The 20658-nt window shown below is 50.5% G+C and carries 19 protein-coding genes, 1 other RNA gene and 1 pseudogene; 10 read left to right on the top strand and 11 right to left on the bottom strand.

All coding sequences use genetic code 11. The features are described 5' to 3' along the window. Nucleotides 1–9 precede the first annotated feature (9 nt). Genes diaA through OGY72_RS15040 form a run of 3 tightly spaced genes read right to left on the bottom strand, consistent with a single transcriptional unit; the run spans nt 10 to nt 3039 of the window. Nucleotides 10–600, bottom strand: a complete 591-nt coding sequence (gene diaA, locus OGY72_RS15050) for a DnaA initiator-associating protein DiaA (protein ID WP_003024948.1) — start codon at nt 598–600, stop codon at nt 10–12. Nucleotides 601–634: 34 nt separating this feature from the next. Next, a complete protein-coding gene (locus OGY72_RS15045; RefSeq protein ID WP_063941604.1) occupies nt 635–1030 on the bottom strand; it encodes a YraN family protein in 396 nt (131 codons plus the stop codon). After that, the gene (locus OGY72_RS15040; RefSeq protein ID WP_286548158.1) at nt 988–3039 is read right to left on the bottom strand and encodes a penicillin-binding protein activator; all 2052 of its coding nucleotides are present in this window, start codon (nt 3037–3039) and stop codon (nt 988–990) included. The genes OGY72_RS15045 and OGY72_RS15040 overlap by 43 nt, the downstream gene beginning before the upstream one ends. A gap of 63 nt (nt 3040–3102) precedes the next feature. Here OGY72_RS15040 and rsmI point away from each other — a divergent pair, with 63 nt between their 5' ends. The 3 genes and pseudogenes from rsmI to OGY72_RS15025 all read left to right on the top strand — a co-directional run bounded on the left by rsmI (nt 3103) and on the right by OGY72_RS15025 (nt 4332). Continuing rightward, on the top strand, nt 3103–3966 hold the full coding sequence (gene rsmI, locus OGY72_RS15035; RefSeq protein WP_003024942.1) for a 16S rRNA (cytidine(1402)-2'-O)-methyltransferase: 864 nt from the start codon (nt 3103–3105) through the stop codon (nt 3964–3966). 2 nt (nt 3967–3968) lie between these two features. Next, a pseudogene (locus tag OGY72_RS24955) lies at nt 3969–4082 on the top strand (Fic family protein); the annotation flags it as partial. 52 nt (nt 4083–4134) lie between these two features. Beyond that, nucleotides 4135–4332, top strand: coding sequence for a winged helix-turn-helix transcriptional regulator (locus OGY72_RS15025; RefSeq protein WP_032934188.1), 198 nt, complete (start codon nt 4135–4137; stop codon nt 4330–4332). Here OGY72_RS15025 and OGY72_RS15020 read toward each other — a convergent pair. The 8 genes from OGY72_RS15020 to garD all read right to left on the bottom strand — a co-directional run bounded on the left by OGY72_RS15020 (nt 4329) and on the right by garD (nt 12481). Beyond that, nucleotides 4329–5102 carry a DeoR/GlpR family DNA-binding transcription regulator gene (locus OGY72_RS15020; RefSeq protein ID WP_003828620.1) on the bottom strand — a complete coding sequence of 258 codons (774 nt, stop codon included), beginning with the start codon at nt 5100–5102 and terminating at the stop codon, nt 4329–4331. The genes OGY72_RS15025 and OGY72_RS15020 overlap by 4 nt on opposite strands. A gap of 111 nt (nt 5103–5213) precedes the next feature. Continuing rightward, a complete protein-coding gene (gene gatD / locus OGY72_RS15015; RefSeq protein WP_286548147.1) occupies nt 5214–6257 on the bottom strand; it encodes a galactitol-1-phosphate 5-dehydrogenase in 1044 nt (347 codons plus the stop codon). Between the two features lie 44 nt (nt 6258–6301). Beyond that, nucleotides 6302–7675 carry a galactitol-specific PTS transporter subunit IIC gene (locus OGY72_RS15010; protein WP_003828618.1) on the bottom strand — a complete coding sequence of 458 codons (1374 nt, stop codon included), beginning with the start codon at nt 7673–7675 and terminating at the stop codon, nt 6302–6304. Between the two features lie 4 nt (nt 7676–7679). Next, entirely contained in the window at nt 7680–7964 is a 285-nt protein-coding gene (gatB, locus tag OGY72_RS15005; protein WP_003828616.1) for a PTS galactitol transporter subunit IIB, read from the bottom strand. A 29-nt stretch (nt 7965–7993) separates the two neighbouring features. Next, nucleotides 7994–8458, bottom strand: a complete 465-nt coding sequence (gene gatA / locus OGY72_RS15000; protein ID WP_149384975.1) for a PTS galactitol transporter subunit IIA — start codon at nt 8456–8458, stop codon at nt 7994–7996. 14 nt (nt 8459–8472) lie between these two features. Beyond that, the gene (gene gatZ / locus OGY72_RS14995) at nt 8473–9744 is read right to left on the bottom strand and encodes a tagatose-bisphosphate aldolase subunit GatZ (RefSeq protein ID WP_003828612.1); all 1272 of its coding nucleotides are present in this window, start codon (nt 9742–9744) and stop codon (nt 8473–8475) included. Nucleotides 9745–9877: 133 nt separating this feature from the next. Beyond that, nucleotides 9878–10732 (bottom strand): tagatose bisphosphate family class II aldolase, encoded by an 855-nt coding sequence (locus OGY72_RS14990; protein ID WP_063941601.1) that lies wholly within the window; start codon nt 10730–10732, stop codon nt 9878–9880. A 177-nt stretch (nt 10733–10909) separates the two neighbouring features. Next, nucleotides 10910–12481 carry a galactarate dehydratase gene (garD, locus tag OGY72_RS14985; protein WP_286548144.1) on the bottom strand — a complete coding sequence of 524 codons (1572 nt, stop codon included), beginning with the start codon at nt 12479–12481 and terminating at the stop codon, nt 10910–10912. A gap of 405 nt (nt 12482–12886) precedes the next feature. Here garD and garP point away from each other — a divergent pair, with 405 nt between their 5' ends. The 7 genes from garP (at nt 12887) to tdcB (ending at nt 20648) form a co-directional block, all read left to right on the top strand. Beyond that, complete coding sequence (gene garP / locus OGY72_RS14980) at nt 12887–14221, top strand: galactarate/glucarate/glycerate transporter GarP (RefSeq protein ID WP_003828604.1); 1335 nt, start codon at nt 12887–12889, stop codon at nt 14219–14221. A gap of 15 nt (nt 14222–14236) precedes the next feature. Further along, entirely contained in the window at nt 14237–15007 is a 771-nt protein-coding gene (garL, locus tag OGY72_RS14975; RefSeq protein ID WP_008785889.1) for a 2-dehydro-3-deoxyglucarate aldolase, read from the top strand. 30 nt (nt 15008–15037) lie between these two features. Further along, nucleotides 15038–15928: a 2-hydroxy-3-oxopropionate reductase gene (gene garR, locus OGY72_RS14970; protein ID WP_003828600.1), complete on the top strand. Its 891-nt coding sequence runs from the start codon at nt 15038–15040 to the stop codon at nt 15926–15928. Between the two features lie 65 nt (nt 15929–15993). Further along, nucleotides 15994–17139, top strand: coding sequence for a glycerate 2-kinase (gene garK / locus OGY72_RS14965; RefSeq protein WP_032934186.1), 1146 nt, complete (start codon nt 15994–15996; stop codon nt 17137–17139). A 32-nt stretch (nt 17140–17171) separates the two neighbouring features. Then, an RNA gene (rnpB, locus tag OGY72_RS14960) (RNase P RNA component class A) lies at nt 17172–17548 on the top strand. A gap of 1073 nt (nt 17549–18621) precedes the next feature. Next, nucleotides 18622–19560, top strand: coding sequence for a transcriptional regulator TdcA (gene tdcA / locus OGY72_RS14955; RefSeq protein ID WP_003828596.1), 939 nt, complete (start codon nt 18622–18624; stop codon nt 19558–19560). Between the two features lie 98 nt (nt 19561–19658). Next, nucleotides 19659–20648 (top strand): bifunctional threonine ammonia-lyase/L-serine ammonia-lyase TdcB, encoded by a 990-nt coding sequence (gene tdcB, locus OGY72_RS14950; protein ID WP_003828594.1) that lies wholly within the window; start codon nt 19659–19661, stop codon nt 20646–20648. Nucleotides 20649–20658 lie beyond the last annotated feature (10 nt).

Below are 20658 nucleotides of genomic sequence, written 5' to 3'. Positions count from 1 at the left end.
GTGTACTCCTTAATCATCCTGGTGAGGGAAAAGCGTGTTATCGATAAGATCGCAAAGGCAGTTGACCGTCAGCATGTGCATTTCCTGAACGCGGGCGCTGTGGTGTGAGGGAATACGGATTTCAACATCCTGTGGCCCCAGTAATCCGGCCAGTTCCCCTCCGTCATACCCGGTCAGCGCGACGATTGTCATGTCGCGTGTCACGGCGGCTTCAACGGCTTTTACGATATCGCGGCTATTACCACGCGTAGAGATTGCCAGCAGAACATCACCTGCATGTCCCAGCGCACGGACTTGTTTTGCATAAACTTCGTCGTGCAGGCGATCGTTGGCAATCGCAGTTAAGACCACATTATCAGTATTTAGTGCAATCGCAGGTAAACTTGGGCGTTCTGTTTCAAAACGATTGATCATGCTGGCAGCAAAATGCTGTGCGTTGGCAGCGGACGTCCCATTACCACAACAGAGAATTTTGTTGCCATTGAGCAGGGACTGAACCAGCGTCATGGCGGCACGGGAGATTGCATCCGGAAGTGCTTCAGCCGCAGCTATCTGAGTTTGAATGCTTTCTGTAAAGCAGACTTTAATTCTATCTAACACGCTAATCCTTAAGAACCAGGCTCTGAATCTTCAACTATGAGCGGTCGTTGAACGCGTCCTTAAACCACTCAACATCATTTCCGGTGAAGGCTAACACATCGAACCGGCAATCCACAGTATCAAAACTCCCATTGTGGCGCGCAAGCCACAAGCGGGCGGTCTGTAATAATTTGTGTTGTTTGCTCCGGGTCACACTCGCCGCCGCACTGCCGAACTGTGCTGAGCGTCGGTAGCGAACCTCAACAAATACGGTGGTGTTGCCTTCACGCATTATCAAGTCGATTTCGCCGCCACGTTCACGCACGTTGGCGGCGATAAAATGCAGTCCCTTGCTCAGCAGCCAGTCACGCGCGGTGGATTCCCACGCGTCACCGGTCTGTTTACTCGTTAACTGGCGGGGACGACTTGTCCTTGCTGGTATTTGAGCCATGATAACTTCCTGTTAATCACACAATCCTGCGTTGCGGTTAAGGCCCCGGTATTGCCGTTAATTTCGAAACCCTGCACCTGACGCATTTGCGAGAAGTGGTTGGCAAGCGACCAGGCATCGACACCCATGGCATACATACGCGCCAGCGAGTAGTCGTTACGAACCGCGCCAAGCGCCTGCTGCATGAGAGGCGCGTTAGCGCCTGCCAGCATCGGAATTTCGCTGTACTGCAAGCCTTCCATCTCCAGACGGAAATCCGGGCCGGCAGTGCCCTGCGCACTACGAGAGCTGGCGTACAGTGTTGCTCCGCTCTGGCTGCCGTTGCGCATGGCGATCATCGGCTTAATAAATGCAATTTCTTCCGGCGTCGCCAGAATATACACGGCATCAACACGACCGCTGCCGCCGGTGATTTGCGCATCGGTAGGTGCTGCCGGGATGGTCAGACCGCCAATCGTCACGCCGGGTTGGGCTGGCACAGAGGAGGCCACCGGGCTGCCTGTCAGGGAAATCCCCGAGCCGCCGTTGACGCCCATTTTAAGTTCAGCGGTGGAGCCGAACTTCTGCTGCAATACCACGCCGCCACCCAGTTTTTGCCATTCCTGTGCAAAGGCGTTGGCAACGCGATCGCCTAATGAACTCCGTGGAATCAACAACAGCGGCGTCTGTTTTCCCTGATCGCGGATGTGGCGTGCGGCGTCGCGCGCTTCATCTTCTGGCGACAGGGCGAAGTAGCAGACGTTCGGCAGATTTTTCACCGACTCCGGCTGGTTAAGCGCCAGGACGTTCAATGGCGTGTTGCTTTTCATCAGCTCTTCAACATTGTTCTTCAACAGCGGGCCAACCACGATGCTGGCGCCATCCTGCTGTACCTGAGTCAGGATCTGGTTCAGCGGCTGTGATGAAGTGTCGTAGATTTTCAGCTCAGCGGATGGATTCGCCGGTGCGCTGGTGGTTGTTGGCTGAGCTGGTGCTGCGGGCTGCACAGCAGGGGTTTCTGGCTGGGCCGGCGTCTCGTTGGTCAGATCGCTTACTGACGCCTGAGAAGGGCTGGCAACGCCGTCAGTTGTTTGCGGCTGTTCCGTGGTTGTCGCGGCAGCTGGAACTGCGGCAGGAGCGACAGCAACAGGGTCTGCTACGGGTTGCGTGCCCAAATTTTTCGCAGCTTCAAAGCCTTGCTGAATAGTCCGGCCAAATACAGCGGCCTGACCGTTCAGTGGTAACAGCAGGGCGATTTTGCTGGTGGAGGCGGGCTTAAAGCTCTGCACGTTAACCAACTGTGTTGGTAACAGTTTTGCCCCTGGGTTTTGCGGATAACGTTTCTGCCAGTCCGCAATACCGGCTTTCATCATGTCCGGATCGTTACGGTTATCGAACCAGACGCGTTGAAGATCCAACCAGCCTTGCAGCACATTTTCATCAGCATTGATGACCAGCGCCTGCGCTTGCTCCTGGGTCATGGACGACAGCGCCTGCCAGGTGGCGTCCATATTTTTCTGCTTAGCATTCGCGGCCAGCAGCGGTTCCTGGGCGATCAGGGCGCGCAGCAGCGTCAGAGATGGGCGACCCTGGTTGACGTCGATTTGCGCCTGCCAGTAGCGTGCCTGTTGGTTTTGATCGAAATCGGCGGGAGTTAACTTATCCAGCAGGGCCTGTGCGCCAGCGACATCTTTCTGCGCGAGCTTAATCTCGACGGCCAGCAGTGACTGCTCACGCTGCTGGGTATCGCTTAGCTTCTGCGGTAGCTGGTTAAACAGTTCGATTGCCTGCTGGCTCTTGCCTTCTTTCAGCAGTGCACGAATGGCGAGTAATTGCCAGTTGGTCTTGCTATCATCTGAGCTTTGCTGCATTTGTTGCAGATAAAAGCCGGAATCAGCCTGCGCAGTGCCCTGCATATGGGCTGCACTCTGGTCTGGCGCCTGGGTGCCACAGCCTGCGAAAATCAGTGCTGCCAGAATGACTGGTAGCGCGCGTGCGGCTTTCAAACGAGAAAATGTTGAGGGTACCATACTGTATCCAGTGATATTTTTTTACTCAATGCTCAATATTAAATCGGCAATACGGACGACACAATGAAACAACACGAATCGGCGGATAATTCTCAAGGCCAACTCTTTATTGTACCTACTCCTATAGGAAATTTGGCTGATATTACCCAACGAGCGCTCGAAGTTTTACAAGCCGTTGATTTGATTGCCGCTGAAGACACTCGTCATACAGGATTATTGTTACAACACTTCGCGATTAACGCGCGTCTGTTCGCGCTACATGACCACAACGAGCAGCAAAAGGCCGAAACGCTGGTCGCGAAGCTCAAAGAAGGACAAAACATTGCGCTGGTTTCCGATGCCGGAACGCCGCTGATTAACGATCCTGGCTACCATCTGGTGCGTACCTGTCGCGAAGCGGGGATCCGCGTTGTTCCTCTGCCTGGTCCTTGTGCGGCGATTGCTGCCCTGAGCGCTGCAGGCCTGCCTTCAGACCGTTTTTGCTATGAAGGATTTCTGCCTGCCAAATCGAAAGGGCGTCGTGATGCGATGAAAGCCATTGAGGCCGAGCCGCGTACGCTTATTTTTTATGAATCTACCCACCGCTTGCTGGATAGCCTGGAAGACATGGTTGCCGTGTGGGGCGAATCCCGTTACGTGGTGCTGGCGCGCGAGCTGACCAAAACCTGGGAAACTATTCACGGTGCACCGGTCGGTGAATTGCTGGCGTGGGTCAAGGAAGATGAAAACCGTCGTAAAGGTGAAATGGTGCTGATTGTCGAAGGGCATAAAGCGCAGGAAGACGACCTTCCTGCCGATGCGCTGCGTACGTTGGCCTTATTGCAGGCAGAACTGCCGCTGAAAAAGGCCGCCGCGCTGGCTGCTGAAATCCATGGCGTGAAAAAAAATGCGTTGTATAAGCACGCGCTGGAACAGCAGGGAGAGTAAAAGTGAGCACCTACCAACCGCCTTTCGTGGTCACTCCATTGATCCTCATCCAGGTCATTGAAATTGGTGAGTTGATGGGGCATTGGGCTGCGATGGCTGGTAGGGCATCTCCTCTTTATCTCTGCTTTGCAGGAGGGATTGGGAAAACCATCAGCCTTGTCGGAAGAAATGTCGGCTGATTTACTGGATATAGACAAACGCATTCTACAAATATTGTCGAATCAGCCGAGCAGATCCGCCAAAGGTATCGCTAATGAGTGTGAAATCTCAGTCCGGACCGTAGAACGCTATCTGAAAGCGTTGCAGCTAAAAGGTAAACTGCAACGCGTTGGCGCGACAAAAGGGGAGATGTGGCGGGTAATTTAAACGACCAGCAGTTCAACGCCTGTTTTGGCCAGCGCTGATTTATCCTGTTTGCTGATACTGTCGTCGGTTATTACGCAGTTAATCTTTTCCATTGGCAGCACCTGATTAAAACCACGTCGATTAAATTTTGTCGCGTCCAGTACGGCAATGACCTTATGTGCTGCCGCCGCCATCACGCTACTAATCGAATAACCTTCGTTGAAGGTCGTGATACCGTTAGTAGCATCAATCCCGTCAGCGCCCACGAACATCAGGTCAGCGCTTATTCCTTGTAGGGAACGTTCAGCGATAGTGCCATGCATTGAATGCGTTTTGTGGCGCACAGTGCCGCCGCAGACGACCAGCGTAATGTCTTTGTTTTCCGATAACGTGAACGCGGCAGGCAGGCTATTGGTAATAACGGTGATATTACTTTTTCGGTTTAGCGCTTCAGCAATCAATAAGGTGGTGCTTCCGCTATCCAGAATTACGGTCATTCCTTCCTCAACCATTGCCGTTGCGGCCTGGGCAATCCGTTTTTTGGGATCGCTGGCAAGCTGATACCGATCTTCTAATAACACTTCCTGATTGTCACCTTCAGCCAGATGGCTTCCTGGTTTTGCCGCACCGCCGTGAAAACGGGTGACCAGACCCTTCTCTTCTAATAACCGTAGGTCGGCGCGAATGGTTACTTCAGAAATACCAAAGGTATTCGAAAGGTCCATTACCAGTACGCTGCCTTGCGTGTTAATCAGGTCGACAATTTTATTCCTTCTCTCAAATGAGTTCATATTGATTTGCCTGATAATTTAATTATCACTAGTTTAATCGAAGGATTGCGAAAGGTGAACGCTAAATTTCGAAAGTAAATGTGAGCCAGCGCAGGTTGCTGGCTCATGGGTTCAGGATAGTTTGAGTAGAATTTTTCCTTGCATCGGCGCGCCGTGGAGTGACTTGACGGCGCTGGCAAAGCTTTCGGCATCGCCAGTGTGAGCAATTAACGGCTCAAGCTGTAGGCGTTTTTCCGTCAATAAACGGGCAGCGGTTTCCCACTCTTCTCCAGGCCATGGGCTGGAATAGTTCATCCAACTGCCAAGAATGGTTAATTCTTTACGTAATATTTGCCCAAAGACACCTGAAGCAAGCGTCAGATCGTGATGCAATGTGCCGACTAACGCTAGTTGAGCACGAGGGCCTGCAATCTCAATCGACAGCGTCACAGTTTGCGGGGTTCCCGCTGTTTCCAGCACGAGTTGGTCAAACTGAATATTTTCCAGGCCCGCGTGGATCTCAGCCGCACTCATCTCACGACTATTAAACACATGGGTTGCCCCCAGTTCTTTTGCTAATGCCAGCTTTTGCGGGTTGATATCAATCGCCGTGATACTTTTTGCACCGAGTTCACGGGCACATTGCATTGCCAGCAAACCGATAGTACCAGCACCAACGATAATCACATTTTTCCCTTCGCATCCCTGAGCCAGATGAAAAGCATGCAGACCGACGGTAATCGGTTCAATGAATGCGCCATCATCAATCGGCATATCTGAAGGCAGGCGGAACAGGTTGGCGCGTTTTACAACCACATATTCTGCGTTCCCGCCTTCGCTTCGTGAACCGACAAACTGATATTGTTTACATAACGAGAAGTATCCCCGCTCGCACTGAGGGCAATGAAAGCAGGGAAGCAGCGGTACGCAGGCCACGGCATCACCGGGTTGTAAGTCGGTTACGCTTGCGCCGTAGGACTCAACATAACCACTGAACTCATGCCCGAGCGTGATTGGATAAAAGTGCGCACCATGATTGAAGATACGGGGAATGTCTGAGCCGCAAAGCCCTGAACTGACCACTTTGACCAATACATCTTCATCAGTTTGCAGTTGTGGTATGGGACGTTCTTCAACGCGTACGTCGCCCTCAGCGTGAATAACCACTGATTTCATAAGTGTCTCCAGAAATGTGAAGGGGAGCAAATGCTCCCCAGAAATTAAGATGCGGTCTGGCTTTCCGTTATGGCTGCCGCTTTTTCAGCCGCCACGAAATTACGTGCCCGACGCCAGGTCAGCAATACACCCAACAGGTATATAGCAGCGATGATGATGAAGCCCACCACGTTCTGCCAGGTGAAGAGCTGGATTAGCAGCCAGGTGATTGGGGAGCCGCCCTGATCCATTGAGGCCACCATGCCACCGGCTTTCAATGCGCCTGCATTAGCGGCAAGCTGGGTATGTAAACCAATAGTTTGTGTGGCTATCCACAGGGTGATACCCATAATGATGACGCCAGAGATCAGCGTGCGGAACAGGTTCCCCTGATGAACGGCTACCGCCATGGCGACAAAGAAACCAATGGTCGCGAGATCGCCGAATGGCAGAACCTGGTTTCCGGGTACCAGAACAGCAATCAGAATGGTCAGCGGGATAAAGATTAGACTGGCGGAAACCACCGACGTATGGCCGAGCAGTAGTGCAGGATCCAGACCGATTAAGAACTCCTGTCCGCCAAATTTTGCCTGCAGGCGTTTACGGGCATGTTTAGCAATAGGAGTCAGGCCATCCATAATCGGTTTAATGACACGCGGCATGAGCAACATAACGGCAGCCGTTTTCACCGCCAGTTGCAGCACAGCTTTAACGTCATATCCAGCCAGCATGCCGATCACTAATCCCATCACAAAACCGACGGTTACAGGTTCGCCGAAGGGTCCGAAGCGTTTTTGGACATCATCCGCGCTGAAATGAATGCGGTTCAGTCCGGGGATTTTTTCAATGATCGTATCAACCAGGACAGCTATCGGGCCCAGGTATGCCGAGGAACCGTGTGGAATGGCAATGCCTTCCAGGCCAAAAAAGTCGCGCGTGTCTTTGGCAAACCAGTCACCCAGTTTATAGACGAAGGCGGCATGAACAACCACGCCGAGAATGCCCAGCCAGTATGAGCCGGTCGCCAGATGCAACATGGCACCGGTAAACGTCATATGCCAGATATTCCAGATGTCGACGTTCACCACACGGGTCATGCGGGTAACCAGCATCAGGATATTCACCCCAATGGCGACTGGAATCGCAATTAACGCAATTTGCGAAGCCCAGGTCATTGGTGATGAGCCAGGCCAACCGACATCGATGACATGCAGGTTGATTTGAAATTGTTCTGCCATTGCTTTTGCGGCAGGGCCAATAGAGTCCAGCATCAGGCCGATCACCAGACCGATACCGACGAAGCCAATCCCGATATGCAAACCTGATTTAAAACAATCCCCGAGCTTCATTCCCAGCAATTTTGAGAAGATGATGATCACTAACGGCAGCATAACCGTTGGACCTAAGTCGAGGATATAACGCATTATTTCGCTAAACATGGCGTTACCCCACGAGGATAGTCAGTATTTTTTGCTGTAATGCTTCGATACCCACACCTGAAACAAAAGGCATGCCGTGGACCACTGGGATATCGCCAAACGTACGGTCAACGCGGGCGGTGGTACAGATAAGATCCGCTCCATCCATATAGGTTTCGATTTCTGTTACCCGACATTGAACCAGGTCGAGTTGGATATTGTTGGCTTCACAGAGTTCTTTAATTTCTTCTGCCGCCATTGTTGAAGTTGCTACAGCACCGCCACAGGCCACAATTACTTTACGTTTCATAGGGTATTCCTTTTATTATCAGTTTTTTATCAAGCCTGTGCGCAGGGCTCAGACTCAAGGATTTTTTCCCGAAAGAGCATGGCCAGTTCTGCATCAGGCGCATTCAGCAATGCTTCAATGGTGTTCGGGTTTTGTAGCTCACTAAACAGACGACGCAGGAGCTTCAGCTGCGCAGTCGGGTTCTCAACGATTAAGGCGATAATTAAAGAGACGGCTATCTCTTCGTCATCATCTGCTTGTTGAAAGTTGACCGCTGTATCCGGGCGAATCAGATAGATAGCAGGGGATATCGCATGCACAGCTTCACAATGTGGAATCGCAACGGCATGACGTTCCAGCGCTATTCCGGTTGGAAAAGTTGCTTCACGCTCAATCAGGGCCTGCGGATAGCTTTCATACACGACCCCTTTGGCCAGCATCTCCTCCCCAATATGTGTCAGCGCATGCTGACACGAGCTAAAGTTAATTCCTGTTCGAACAAAAAGTTGGCTCATATATTCTCCAGATTTCAGGCAATTACTGGTGCGCAACCAAAGCGATAGGCGCGCAGAACGTCCTGGATTTTGTCGATAATCAGATTGTGTGGTGTGGCGGTTAACGTCCCTTCAGTCAGGCGTTCAAATTGCACGGGCATAAACTGGCTAATGAGTCCCAGTGGTAAAGCGATGTCATTAAGGTTGGTGATTAATTTCTCTACACTTTGACGAATGCGGGGATGCGGCCAGTAGTAACGAATACGGTCGGAGAGGCTGAAGTGAATATCGACCATCGCCTGGCTCCAGGTTGGGCGATAATATTTTTTCCAGTAGTCCGGTTCATTCAACATTACTTCGTCAATTACTTCCAGAACCCGGCTCCGTTGTTCTGGGGAGATCAGTTCATTTTCCATTTGCGCAAGAGCAAAAATAGCTTCGCGCAGGGCAAAGGTGAGTGCCGGACCCACTTTCAATATTGCATAGTGATCGCGTACCAGAGCACGGTATGCCTGGCGGGTTTGATAATCGGTAGAATGCGCTTCGTAGACCATTGGTGTCTCTTTTATCCAGGCGGATAGCGCTTCTGCTGCTTGTGGTTGGTAGTGAATGATTTGGGTGTGATCGAACTCGACGCCGGGTTGAACCACAATGGCGATTACACGAGTTAACGCCTCTTCAAGCCCTAATGCGCGGAAGGCAACCTGATGGGTTTCCAGTGTCCGGGCGGCATCTTCTTCGCGTGTGACATGAACGGTGCCAATGGTGCTGGCTTCTCCGCCTGGTACGGGAACTTCTGTTCCAATAACGTAAGTCAGATGGTGTTTCTGTTCTTCGGTTGCCGTTGTTTCTGCGGCCTGGCAAAGTACGGCTGCTCGCTGGGCAACAACCATTGGATCTAACGGCGTTGGGTCGTCAGCACAGGACATCGAAGCATCAAGATGGATTTTGCTGAACCCTGCGGCAACGTAAGCTTTGATTAAGGCTACGGATTTTTCCATCGCTTCTGCCGCAGGTTCGTTTTGCCAGCAGTTAGGGCCGAGATGATCGCCACCCAGAATCAGCCTTTCGCGAGGAAAACCAACCGCTTGTGCGATGCTATAGACAAAGTCACGGAAATCAGCGGGTTTCATCCCGGTATAACCACCAAACTGATTAACCTGATTAGAGGTCGCTTCGATTAGAACTTTCGTGTTCGTATTGAGATCAAAACGTAATGCAGATTCAATAACCAGCGGATGGGCTGAACAAACAGAACAAATACCTAAATGCTCACCTGCTTTATGACGAGAGATTATTTCTTTCACTTCTATCTCCGATATCTTTTGTTTATCTTCATAATATTTTTGGATTGAAGGCAAAGGGTAAAAGCATCTTTCGTGATCCAGCTTTAAAAACAGACCTTTGTCAGAACCCGTACAATTCGAATTAATTAATCAATTACAACTTTCCTTCGCAGCCGCAGTCGGCAATCACCTTACGTACTACCTCTTTCATGGCCGCTTTTGCTGGCATCATGTAATGCCGTGGGTCGTTCGCATCGGTATGTGCGCTCAGGTAGGTTTTGAGTGCGCCGGCAAAGGCGATTTTAAGTTCGGTAGCGACGTTAACTTTGCAGACCCCTAAGGAGATTGCGCGCTTAATATCATGTGTAGGCAGGCCAGATGCGCCATGTAAAACCAGTGGGATATCAACGTGCTGACGAATCTCGGCTAGTCGATCGAAATCCAGTTTAGGTTCAGCGTTATACAGACCATGAGCTGTGCCAATCGCGACAGCCAGTGAGTCGATACCCGTTTTTTCCACGAACTCCCGAGCCTGTTCTGGGTGGGTATATAGCGCGTCTTTTCCGTCCACGATCAGGTCATCTTCTTGCCCACCCAGCCGTCCCAGCTCAGCTTCAACGCTAACGTCATAGCGGTGGCAGTAGTCTGTTACGTGTTTAACTAATGCAATGTTGTCGGCAAACGGCAGATGGGAACCATCGATCATCACGGAGCGAATGCCTGTAGTGACTTTCGCTTCAATATCGGTGGCGCTTTCATGGTGATCGAGATGGACGGCGAGAGGATGGTTCCAGCTTCTTGCCAGTTCACTGGCGATTGCAACGATGTTACCGACCCCGGCATAACTAAAAGTGCCAGGTGTGCCGGCGACGATCAACGGAGAGCGTAGTTCGGCTGCTGTTTCCACGACAACCTGTAAGGTCTCCAGGTTGTGAATGTTAAACGCCGGTACGGCATAGCCTTCTTGCTGCGCCTTCTTCAGCATCATTTTGCTTGAGATGATAAACATACTTCCTCCGAAGTCTTTCGATTTCTTTCTTCGAAATAAAGTATAGGGTTTCGTAACGTTTTTTTGTGATTTCGATCTGATAAATGAAAGTTTCGAAAGAAATGGGAGGTTTACGAAAGGTTTCGGCGAAAAAAAGCATGCCCGAAGGCATGCTCATTAAGAAAATACGGTAGATAATCAGGTCACTGGCGCCGGGTTAAACACCGCCAGCTGGTTATGCAGTCCCCACTGGTCCGAGAAGGTTTTCTTACGCCCGCTGGCGACGTCGAGAATAAATTCGAACAGTTTCAGACCCACATCTTCAATGGTTTCTTCTCCGGTGGCGATGGTACCTGCGTTAATGTCCATCAGGTCAAACCAACGTTTGGCCAGCTCGGTGCGTGTCGCCATTTTAATCACCGGCACGGCCATCAGGCCATACGGCGTACCGCGACCAGTGGTGAACACCTGCACGGTGATCCCGGAAGCGACCTGCTGTGTACCGCAAACAAAATCACTGGCGGGGGTTGCAGCGTAAATCAGGCCACGTTTGGTTGGACGCTGACCCGGCGACAATACTTCGACAATCGCGCTCTTGCCAGACTTGGCAATCGAACCTAGCGCCTTTTCCACCACGTTTGCCAGACCGCCTTTCTTGTTGCCCGGAGAAGGGTTGGCACTGCGATCCGTTTTGCCCATATCAAGGTAGTTATCGTACCAGGCCATCTCTTCGAGCAGGCGTTTACCGACTTCTTCGTTAATCGCACGAGGGGTCAGAAGGTGGATGGCATCGCGCACTTCTGTTACTTCAGAGAACATTACGGTCGCGCCGCAGCGTACTAACAGGTCGGAGGCATAGCCCACCGCCGGGTTGGCCGTCACGCCGGAAAACGCATCGCTACCGCCGCACTGCATGCCGACCACCAGTTCTGAAGCCGGGCAAGTTTCACGTTGGCGCTGATTGAGCTTTGCCAGATGATGTTCGGCCACTTGCAGAATATCGGTGACCATTGATTGAAAGCCGACGTGCTTTTCATCCTGTAGGCTGACGACGCTGGCGCTGTCGACCGGAATACTTTTCACATCGTGCGTGCCTTCCAGCAGGCGCTCTGGCTGCAGTTTTTCACAACCGAGGCCGATGACCATCACTTCGCCGCCAAAGTTCGGATTTAGCGCAATATTGTGAATGGTACGAATCGGAACGATGGCAGCTGGGGCATTAATCGCCACACCGCAGCCGTACAGATGATTGAGCCCCACCACACCGTCAACGTTCGGGTATTTGGGCAACAGATCGCGTTCAATGATTTTCACCACATAGTCCACCACGCCCGCCACACAGTGCACGCTGGTGGAGATGCCGAGTAGATTTTTGGTACCTACGCTACCGTCAGCATTGCGGTAACCTTCAAAGGTATAACCCTCAAGAGGCGGCAGCGGCTCTGGCACTTTAGTTGCCAGCGGCAGCGTCTCCAGCGGCGGGGCTTTGGGCAGCTCAACCATTGATTCATCAATCCAGCTGCCACGTGGGATATGGCGAACGGCATAGCCTATCACTTCGCCATAGCGCACGATTTCGCCATGAACAGGAATATCCAATAGCGCCACTTTATGACCCTGGGGAATATGTTCAATGAGTTCCAGTCCGTCCGGAAAACGCGTTCCGGCTTTCAGACCATTGTCATTGACAATTATCGCCACATTATCTGTTTCGTGAACTTTAATATAAAACGCCGTTGGCGATTCTTGTCTGATTTCGATGTCGGCCATTGTCCAGTATTCTCCAACAAGGTGGTGATAATAGTGTGGATATTTATATTTTGAATCTAATTGTAAGTAATAAAGATTCGGTATCGTGAAATAAGAATGTCAGGAGTTTAACGTGAAGAATGTGATGATGATCACTTAAACTCAGCAAGGCCGCGTCGCCAGGGGTAGCAATACGTAAATGTGTGCATTAGCGCCCAGGTATGTGTGCATATGCCCAAAACATTAATTAAATAACGCTAGTTTAATGAGCGTTTGAACAATGATTAACGTTGTGTTGATGATTATACTAAATCACGGTTTCATAACGCCTGATAAATTATTATCTATTTCTATTATCGGTAATTTATCACGAGAAATACCCACAAAATAATAATAAAAACCTTTTATGTGCCCGAGGTAAATAGAATGATATTGGATACAGTTGTCGAGAAAAAGAAAGGTACGCACACCCGTTATTTAATATTGCTGATAATATTTATTGTTACAGCCGTTAACTATGCGGACCGTGCGACGCTGTCTATTGCCGGAACTGAAGTGGCGAAAGAGTTACATCTCAGCGCCATCTCAATGGGTTACATTTTCTCCGCCTTCGGCTGGGCTTACCTGTTGATGCAAATCCCCGGCGGCTGGCTGCTGGATAAATTCGGCTCTAAGAAAGTCTACACTTACAGTTTGTTCTTCTGGTCACTGTTTACCTTCCTGCAGGGCTTTGTGGACATGTTCCCGCTGGCCTGGGCGGGTATTTCAATGTTCATCATGCGCTTTATGCTGGGCTTCTCGGAAGCGCCATCCTTCCCGGCTAATGCCCGTATCGTGGCGGCCTGGTTCCCAACGAAAGAGCGCGGTACGGCATCTGCGATTTTTAACTCTGCACAGTATTTCTCCCTGGCTCTGTTTTCCCCGCTGCTGGGCTGGCTGACCTTCGCCTGGGGCTGGGAGCACGTCTTTACCGTAATGGGCGTGATTGGTTTTGTGCTTACCGGACTGTGGGTAAAGTTTATTCATAACCCAACCGATCACCCGCGCATGTCGCAAGAAGAGTTGAAGTTTATCTCTGAAAACGGCGCGGTCGTGGATATGGACCATAAAAAGCCGGGCGATGTGAAGTCAGGTGGTCCTAAATTGCATTATATCAAGCAGTTGCTCACGAACCGTATGATGCTTGGTGTGTTCTTTGGCCAGTATTTTATCAACACAATTACCTGGTTTTTTCTCACCTGGTTCCCGATTTACCTGGTTCAGGAAAAAGGTATGTCGATCCTGAAAGTGGGCATGGTGGCTTCGATTCCGGCACTGTGCGGGTTTTTCGGTGGCGTGCTCGGCGGCGTGTTCTCTGATTATCTGATTAAACGTGGTTTCAGCATTACCCTGGCGCGAAAGCTGCCGATAGTGCTCGGCATGTTGCTCGCATCGACCATTATTCTGTGTAACTACACCGATAATACCGCTCTTGTGGTGGCGCTGATGGCGCTGGCTTTCTTCGGTAAAGGTTTCGGCGCGCTGGGTTGGCCGGTGATTTCCGATACCGCGCCGAAAGAGATTGTCGGTCTGTGCGGTGGGGTATTTAACGTATTTGGCAACGTGGCTTCCATCGTCACCCCGCTGGTGATTGGGTATCTGGTGAGCGAGCTGCACTCATTTAATGCTGCGCTGATGTTTGTAGGGTGCTCGGCGCTGATGGCAATGGTTTGCTACCTGTTTATTGTCGGTGACATTAAACGTATGGAATTGCAGAAATAAACAAAGGTATAGGCGATGAATAACACGATTTTCCCGAATAAGTTTAAAGCGGCCCTCGCGGCGCAACAAATTCAGATTGGCTGCTGGTCTGCATTGGCCAGCCCAATCAGTACCGAAGTTTTAGGTCTGGCAGGTTTTGACTGGCTGGTACTGGATGGCGAACATGCGCCGAATGATATCTCGACGTTTATTCCGCAATTAATGGCGCTGAAAGGCAGCGACAGCGCGGCGGTAGTGCGTGTACCAACCAACGAGCCAGTGATTATCAAGCGCCTGCTGGATATCGGGTTTTACAACTTCCTGATCCCGTTCGTTGAGACGGAAGAAGAAGCGGTTAACGCTGTGGCGTCGACCCGCTATCCGCCGGAAGGTATTCGTGGCGTGTCCGTATCCCATCGCGCCAATATGTTTGGCACCGTACCGGACTACTTTGCGCAGTCGAATAAGAACATCACCATCATCGTGCAGATCGAAAGTCAGCAGGGCGTTGATAACGTTGACGCAATCGCGGCGACAGAAGGCGTTGACGGTGTCTTCGTCGGACCAAGCGATCTGGCCGCGGCGCTAGGCCACCTCGGCAATGCGTCACATCCTGATGTGCAGAAAGCTATCCAGCACATTTTTGCCCGCGCGAAAGCACACGGCAAACCAAGCGGCATTCTGGCCCCGGTAGAGGCGGATGCGCGTCGTTATCTGGAGTGGGGCGCGACGTTTGTTGCCGTTGGCAGCGACCTTGGCGTGTTCCGTTCAGCCACGCAGAAACTGGCTGATTCTTTTAAGAAATAACCACCATCGACAGTAGAGAGAGATAAAGACATGACAATGAAAGTTGGTTTTATTGGCCTCGGTATTATGGGTAAACCAATGAGTAAAAACCTCCTCAAGGCAGGTTACTCGCTGGTGGTTGCTGACCGTAACCCGGAATCCATTGCGGAAGTAATTGCCGCAGGCGCTGAAACCGCCGCCACGGCGAAAGATATCGCTGAGCAGTGTGATGTGATCATCACCATGCTGCCGAACTCTCCGCATGTTAAGGAAGTGGCACTGGGTGAAGGCGGCATTATTGAAGGGGCGAAACCGGGCACAGTGCTTATCGACATGAGCTCCATCGCGCCGTTAGCCAGCCGTGAAATTAGCGATGCGCTGAAAGCGAAAGGCGTGGATATGCTGGATGCGCCGGTCAGCGGCGGCGAGCCAAAAGCGATTGACGGCACGTTGTCGGTGATGGTCGGCGGCGATAAAGCGATTTTCGACAAGTACTACGATCTGCTGAAAGCGATGGCAGGCTCTGTGGTGCATACCGGTGAAATTGGCGCGGGTAATGTCACCAAGCTGGCGAATCAGGTGATTGTGGCGCTGAACATTGCCGCGATGTCTGAAGCGCTGACGCTGGCGACCAAAGCGGGTGTGAATCCGGACCTGGTGTATCAGGCGATCCGTGGCGGGCTGGCAGGCAGCACCGTGCTGGATGCGAAAGCGCCGATGGTGATGGATCGCAACTTTAAACCAGGTTTCCGTATTGATCTGCATATCAAAGACCTGGCGAACGCGCTGGATACTTCTCATGGCGTTGGCGCTCAGTTGCCGCTGACTGCTGCAGTCATGGAGATGATGCAGGCGCTACGCGCAGATGGATTGGGTACAGCCGATCACAGTGCGCTCGCATGCTACTACGAAAAACTGGCGAAAGTGGAAGTCACTCGCTAACAAGAAGGGCGCGGATGTGCGCCCTGTATTTCTTGCCTTGCGCGGCACTGTCAGGCTACATAACTATGAAAATCGTAATTGCCCCAGACTCTTATAAAGAAAGCCTTTCTGCCACCGAGGTAGCTCAGGCAATAGAAAAAGGATTTCGGGAAATTTTCCCCGATGCGCAATATGTTTCTGTTCCGGTTGCCGATGGCGGCGAAGGAACGGTCGAAGCCATGATTGCCGCGACGCAAGGGAGTGAACATTCAGCGCAAGTAACGGGGCCGCTGGGCGAAAAAGTGAATGCCTGCTGGGGCATGTCTGGAGATGGTAAAACCGCGTTTATCGAAATGGCGGCAGCCAGCGGTCTGGCGTTGGTGCCTCCTGAAAAGCGCAACCCTTTAGTCACTACGTCACGCGGTACCGGAGAGCTGATTTTGCAGGCGCTGGATAGCGGTGCGCAGAGCATCATTATTGGCATCGGCGGCAGTGCGACCAACGACGGTGGCGCGGGTATGGTGCAGGCACTGGGGGCAAAACTTTGCGACGCCAACGGGACTGAGATTGGCTACGGTGGTGGAAGCCTGATGAGTCTGAACTCCATCGATATCTCGGGTCTGGATCCGCGCTTAAAAACCTGTTCCATTCGCGTGGCCTGCGATGTGACTAATCCTCTCATCGGCGATTCTGGCGCTTCGCGCATTTTTGGCCCGCAGAAAGGGGCGACGGAAGAACGCATTCTCGAACTGGACCGTAATCTGTCTCATTATGCCGACATCATTAAAAAATCGCTGCGGGTCGATGTGAAAGATGTGCCAGGCTCCGGTGCGGCAGGCGGAATGGGCGCGGCGTTAATGGCTTTTTTAGGTGCCGAGCTGCGCAGCGGTATCGAGATTGTGACCCAGGCGCTCAATCTGGAAGAGCATATTCACGACTGTACGCTGGTGGTGACCGGCGAAGGGCGGATCGACAGCCAGAGCATTCACGGCAAAGTGCCGGTCGGCGTGGCGAATGTCGCGAAGAAGTACCACAAGCCGGTCATTGGTATTGGCGGCAGCCTGACGCGCGATGTGGAGGTAGTGCATCAATATGGTATCGATGCGGTGTTTAGCGTATTGACCAGCATCAGCACGCTGGAAGAGGCCTTCCGTGGGGCATTTGATAATATTTATCGCGCCTCAAGAAACATCGCTGCCACGCTAGCGATAGGAATGCGCAGTGCGGGGTGACATTGCCCCGCAAACCCTCTATACTGCGCGCCGAAGCTGACCAGACAGTCGCCGCTTCGTCGTCGTCCTCTTCGGGGGAGACGGGCGGAGGGGAGGAAAGTCCGGGCTCCATAGGGCAGGGTGCCAGGTAACGCCTGGGGGGGAAACCCACGACCAGTGCAACAGAGAGCAAACCGCCGATGGCCCACGCAAGTGGGATCAGGTAAGGGTGAAAGGGTGCGGTAAGAGCGCACCGCGCGGCTGGTAACAGTCCGTGGCACGGTAAACTCCACCCGGAGCAAGGCCAAATAGGGGTTCACAAGGTACGGCCCGTACTGAACCCGGGTAGGCTGCTTGAGCCAGTGAGCGATTGCTGGCCTAGATGAATGACTGTCCACGACAGAACCCGGCTTATCGGTCAGCTTCACTCTTTATAAAACCCCGCTTCGGCGGGGTTTTTGCTTTCTGGGTAAGCCAGATGAATGACTGTCCACGACGCTATGCTCAAAAGAACCCGGCTTATCGGTCAGCTTCACTCGTTATAAAATCTCACTTCGGCGGGGTTTTTGCTTTCAGGGTAAGCCAGATGAATGACTGTCCACGACGCTATGCTCAAAAGAACGCGGCTTATCGTTCAGCTTCACTCGTTATAAAACCTCACTTCGGTGAGGTTTTTGCTTTCTGGGCGGGTGCCATGCCTGATGGCGCTGTGCTTATCAGGCCTACTGGGGGAGAGACTGGTTTTGTAGGCCGGATAAGGTGTTTACACCGCCATCCGGCAGAGGTTTTACAGCGAGCATTGAGATTGGTTTTCGAGGATGCAGGCGCTTATTTCCTTCTTATCTAATTTTTATATCCCTATTATTTATGCACCGAATTTCTTTTATCTGAGGGGAATGTGTCGGTGGATATTTCTAATTTTGTGACGACCAACACAAAACGCTGCGCGATACGTTTTTATCGAGAATAATCGAACGCAATCGATCTCCATCACAAAATTACTTGCTAATAAATTGCACAAAATCAGTGTTAATATAATGTTACATATGATAATAGTTTGTATTTTTTAGATTGAATTTTAATAAATGCAATGTTTCTTTACAAACAAATATGGCGAAAAAATGTGATGCATAACGTTATTTAATCACCATAATCATTAAAATATAATTAAATTTGATAAGTTGTTTATTAAATTTAAGCGCCATCTTGCCTGATAATTGTTCTGTAATTGATTGAAATATAGCCTTTCATGGTTTTAAAAAATAGTGGAAAAAATGGAGGTGTTATAGCCATAAAAAATCGTTATCCCCCCATCTTTTTTTGATTAAAGTCAGGATAAAGCGAGATCGATAATTCATATCTATATGATTATTAAGTGATTTAAATTTTAACGATAGTCTTACAAAATGTAAGTCAAGGGGATTTGTGAGGGGTAGCACATATCCTTGTTCGCTTAATTTGGTACACTTCCTGCCGTCAACAAAGTAATTAACGCAGGTCGATATGAATACTATTACACTCCCTAAAACACAGCACTTAGTGGTCTTTCAGGAAGTCATTAGAAGCGGTTCTATCGGCTCAGCTGCAAAAGAATTAGGTTTAACTCAACCCGCTGTCAGTAAAATCATCAATGATGTTGAGGCTTATTTTGGTATTGAGTTGGTAGTACGTAAAAATACTGGTGTGACATTGACTCAGGCAGGTCAGGTGATGCTCTCATGGTCTGAATCTATTACCCGTGAAATGAAAAACATGGTTGATGAGATGAACAGCATGACGAGCAACGCGGTCGTTGATGTGTCGTTTGGCTTTCCTTCACTGATTGCCTTCACCATCATGTCCGGCATGATTAAAAAATTCAAAGAAGTGTTCCCGAAGGCGCAGGTTTCTATGTATGAAGCTCAGCTCTCCTCCTTCTTACCGGCGATTCGTGACGGACGTCTGGATTTCGCCATCGGTACGCTGAGTGATGAGATGAAACTGCATGATCTGCACGTTGAGCCGCTCTTTGAGTCAGACTTTATCCTGGTTGCCAGCAAGTCCCGAACATGCACCGGCATCACCTCGCTGAGCGCGTTGAAAAACGAACAGTGGGTGTTGCCACAAACGAATATGGGGTACTACAGCGAACTTCTTACCACGTTACAGAATAATGGCATCAGCAGTGAAAACATCGTTAAAACAGACTCTGTCGTTACGATTTATAATCTTGTTCTCAATGCTGATTTCTTAACAGTAATTCCCTGCGATATGACCACACCGTTTGGCTCAAACCAGTTTATTACTATCCCGGTAGAAGAAACTTTACCCGTCGCGCGTTATGCCGCCGTGTGGTCGAAAAATTATCGAATTAAAAAAGCAGCATCTATTTTGGTGGAATTAGCCAAAGAGTATTCATCATATAATTGTCGGAGACGAAGGCAATTAATTGAAATTGATTAAAAATTGAATTTGTTTTAACACGAAATAAACGCCATCTGTCTATATCTGACAATGGTCACGGCTATCTATTTACTTTAATACCCAGGTAAGAGGTTCTAATGCACATTACATACGATCTCCCAGTTGCAATTGAAGATATCCTCGAAGCGAAAAAAAGACTTGCGGGGAAAATTTATAAAACGGGAATGCCTCGCTCTAACTATTTTAGTGAACGTTGCAAAGGGGAAATTTTCCTCAAATTTGAAAACATGCAGCGTACCGGTTCATTTAAAATCCGTGGTGCTTTTAACAAGCTCAGTTCATTAACCGAAGCTGAAAGATGTAAGGGCGTGGTGGCTTGCTCTGCAGGTAACCATGCGCAAGGCGTTTCTCTCTCCTGCGCTATGCTCGGAATCGACGGCAAAGTGGTGATGCCGAAAGGCGCACCGAAGTCTAAAGTAGCGGCAACCTGCGATTATTCTGCAGAAGTTGTACTGCACGGCGACAACTTCAACGACACCATCGCTAAGGTTAGCGAGATTGTGGAAACTGAAGGCCGTATCTTTATTCCACCCTATGATGACCCGAAAGTTATTGCTGGTCAGGGCACTATTGGTCTGGAAATTCTGGAAGATCTGTACGATGTCGATAACGTGATTGTGCCAATTGGCGGTGGCGGACTGATTGCTGGTATTGCGGTGGCAATTAAATCTATTAACCCGACCATTAAAATTATTGGCGTGCAGTCTGAAAACGTTCACGGCATGGCGGCTTCTTTCCACGCTGGAGAAATAACCACGCACCGAACGACCGGCACCCTGGCGGATGGTTGTGACGTTTCCCGCCCGGGTACTTTAACGTATGAAATTGTTCGTGAGTTGGTGGATGACATTGTCCTGGTCAGCGAAGACGAAATTCGCAACAGCATGGTGGCATTAATTCAGCGAAATAAAGTTGTGACTGAAGGTGCCGGCGCGCTGGCATGCGCAGCATTATTAAGCGGGAAATTAGATAGCTATATCCAGAACAGAAAAACAGTCAGCATTATTTCTGGCGGTAATATCGACCTTTCTCGTGTATCTCAAATTACTGGTTTAGTTGACGCTTAATATACTTCGT

The organism is Citrobacter sp. Cpo221, assembly GCF_030332345.1.
Classification (GTDB): domain Bacteria; phylum Pseudomonadota; class Gammaproteobacteria; order Enterobacterales; family Enterobacteriaceae; genus Citrobacter; species Citrobacter portucalensis.
Note: the sequence above shows the minus strand (reverse complement) of the source record. Positions and strands in the feature narration are given on the sequence as shown.

Bases quoted from the DNA above. Each gene is read 5' to 3' on its own strand.
- garP (WP_003828604.1), top strand. From the start codon at position 12,887: ATGATATTGGATACAGTTGTCGAGAAAAAGAAAGGTACGCACACCCGT.
- garL (WP_008785889.1), top strand. From the start codon at position 14,237: ATGAATAACACGATTTTCCCGAATAAGTTTAAAGCGGCCCTCGCGGCG.
- tdcA (WP_003828596.1), top strand. From the start codon at position 18,622: ATGAATACTATTACACTCCCTAAAACACAGCACTTAGTGGTCTTTCAG.
- gatB (WP_003828616.1), bottom strand. From the start codon at position 7,964: ATGAAACGTAAAGTAATTGTGGCCTGTGGCGGTGCTGTAGCAACTTCA.
- gatA (WP_149384975.1), bottom strand. From the start codon at position 8,458: ATGAGCCAACTTTTTGTTCGAACAGGAATTAACTTTAGCTCGTGTCAG.
- tdcB (WP_003828594.1), top strand. From the start codon at position 19,659: ATGCACATTACATACGATCTCCCAGTTGCAATTGAAGATATCCTCGAA.
- OGY72_RS15040 (WP_286548158.1), bottom strand. From the start codon at position 3,039: ATGGTACCCTCAACATTTTCTCGTTTGAAAGCCGCACGCGCGCTACCA.
- garK (WP_032934186.1), top strand. From the start codon at position 15,994: ATGAAAATCGTAATTGCCCCAGACTCTTATAAAGAAAGCCTTTCTGCC.
- OGY72_RS15010 (WP_003828618.1), bottom strand. From the start codon at position 7,675: ATGTTTAGCGAAATAATGCGTTATATCCTCGACTTAGGTCCAACGGTT.
- rsmI (WP_003024942.1), top strand. From the start codon at position 3,103: ATGAAACAACACGAATCGGCGGATAATTCTCAAGGCCAACTCTTTATT.
- garD (WP_286548144.1), bottom strand. From the start codon at position 12,481: ATGGCCGACATCGAAATCAGACAAGAATCGCCAACGGCGTTTTATATT.
- garR (WP_003828600.1), top strand. From the start codon at position 15,038: ATGACAATGAAAGTTGGTTTTATTGGCCTCGGTATTATGGGTAAACCA.
- OGY72_RS15025 (WP_032934188.1), top strand. From the start codon at position 4,135: ATGTCGGCTGATTTACTGGATATAGACAAACGCATTCTACAAATATTG.
- gatD (WP_286548147.1), bottom strand. From the start codon at position 6,257: ATGAAATCAGTGGTTATTCACGCTGAGGGCGACGTACGCGTTGAAGAA.
- OGY72_RS15045 (WP_063941604.1), bottom strand. From the start codon at position 1,030: ATGGCTCAAATACCAGCAAGGACAAGTCGTCCCCGCCAGTTAACGAGT.
- OGY72_RS15020 (WP_003828620.1), bottom strand. From the start codon at position 5,102: ATGAACTCATTTGAGAGAAGGAATAAAATTGTCGACCTGATTAACACG.
- OGY72_RS14990 (WP_063941601.1), bottom strand. From the start codon at position 10,732: ATGTTTATCATCTCAAGCAAAATGATGCTGAAGAAGGCGCAGCAAGAA.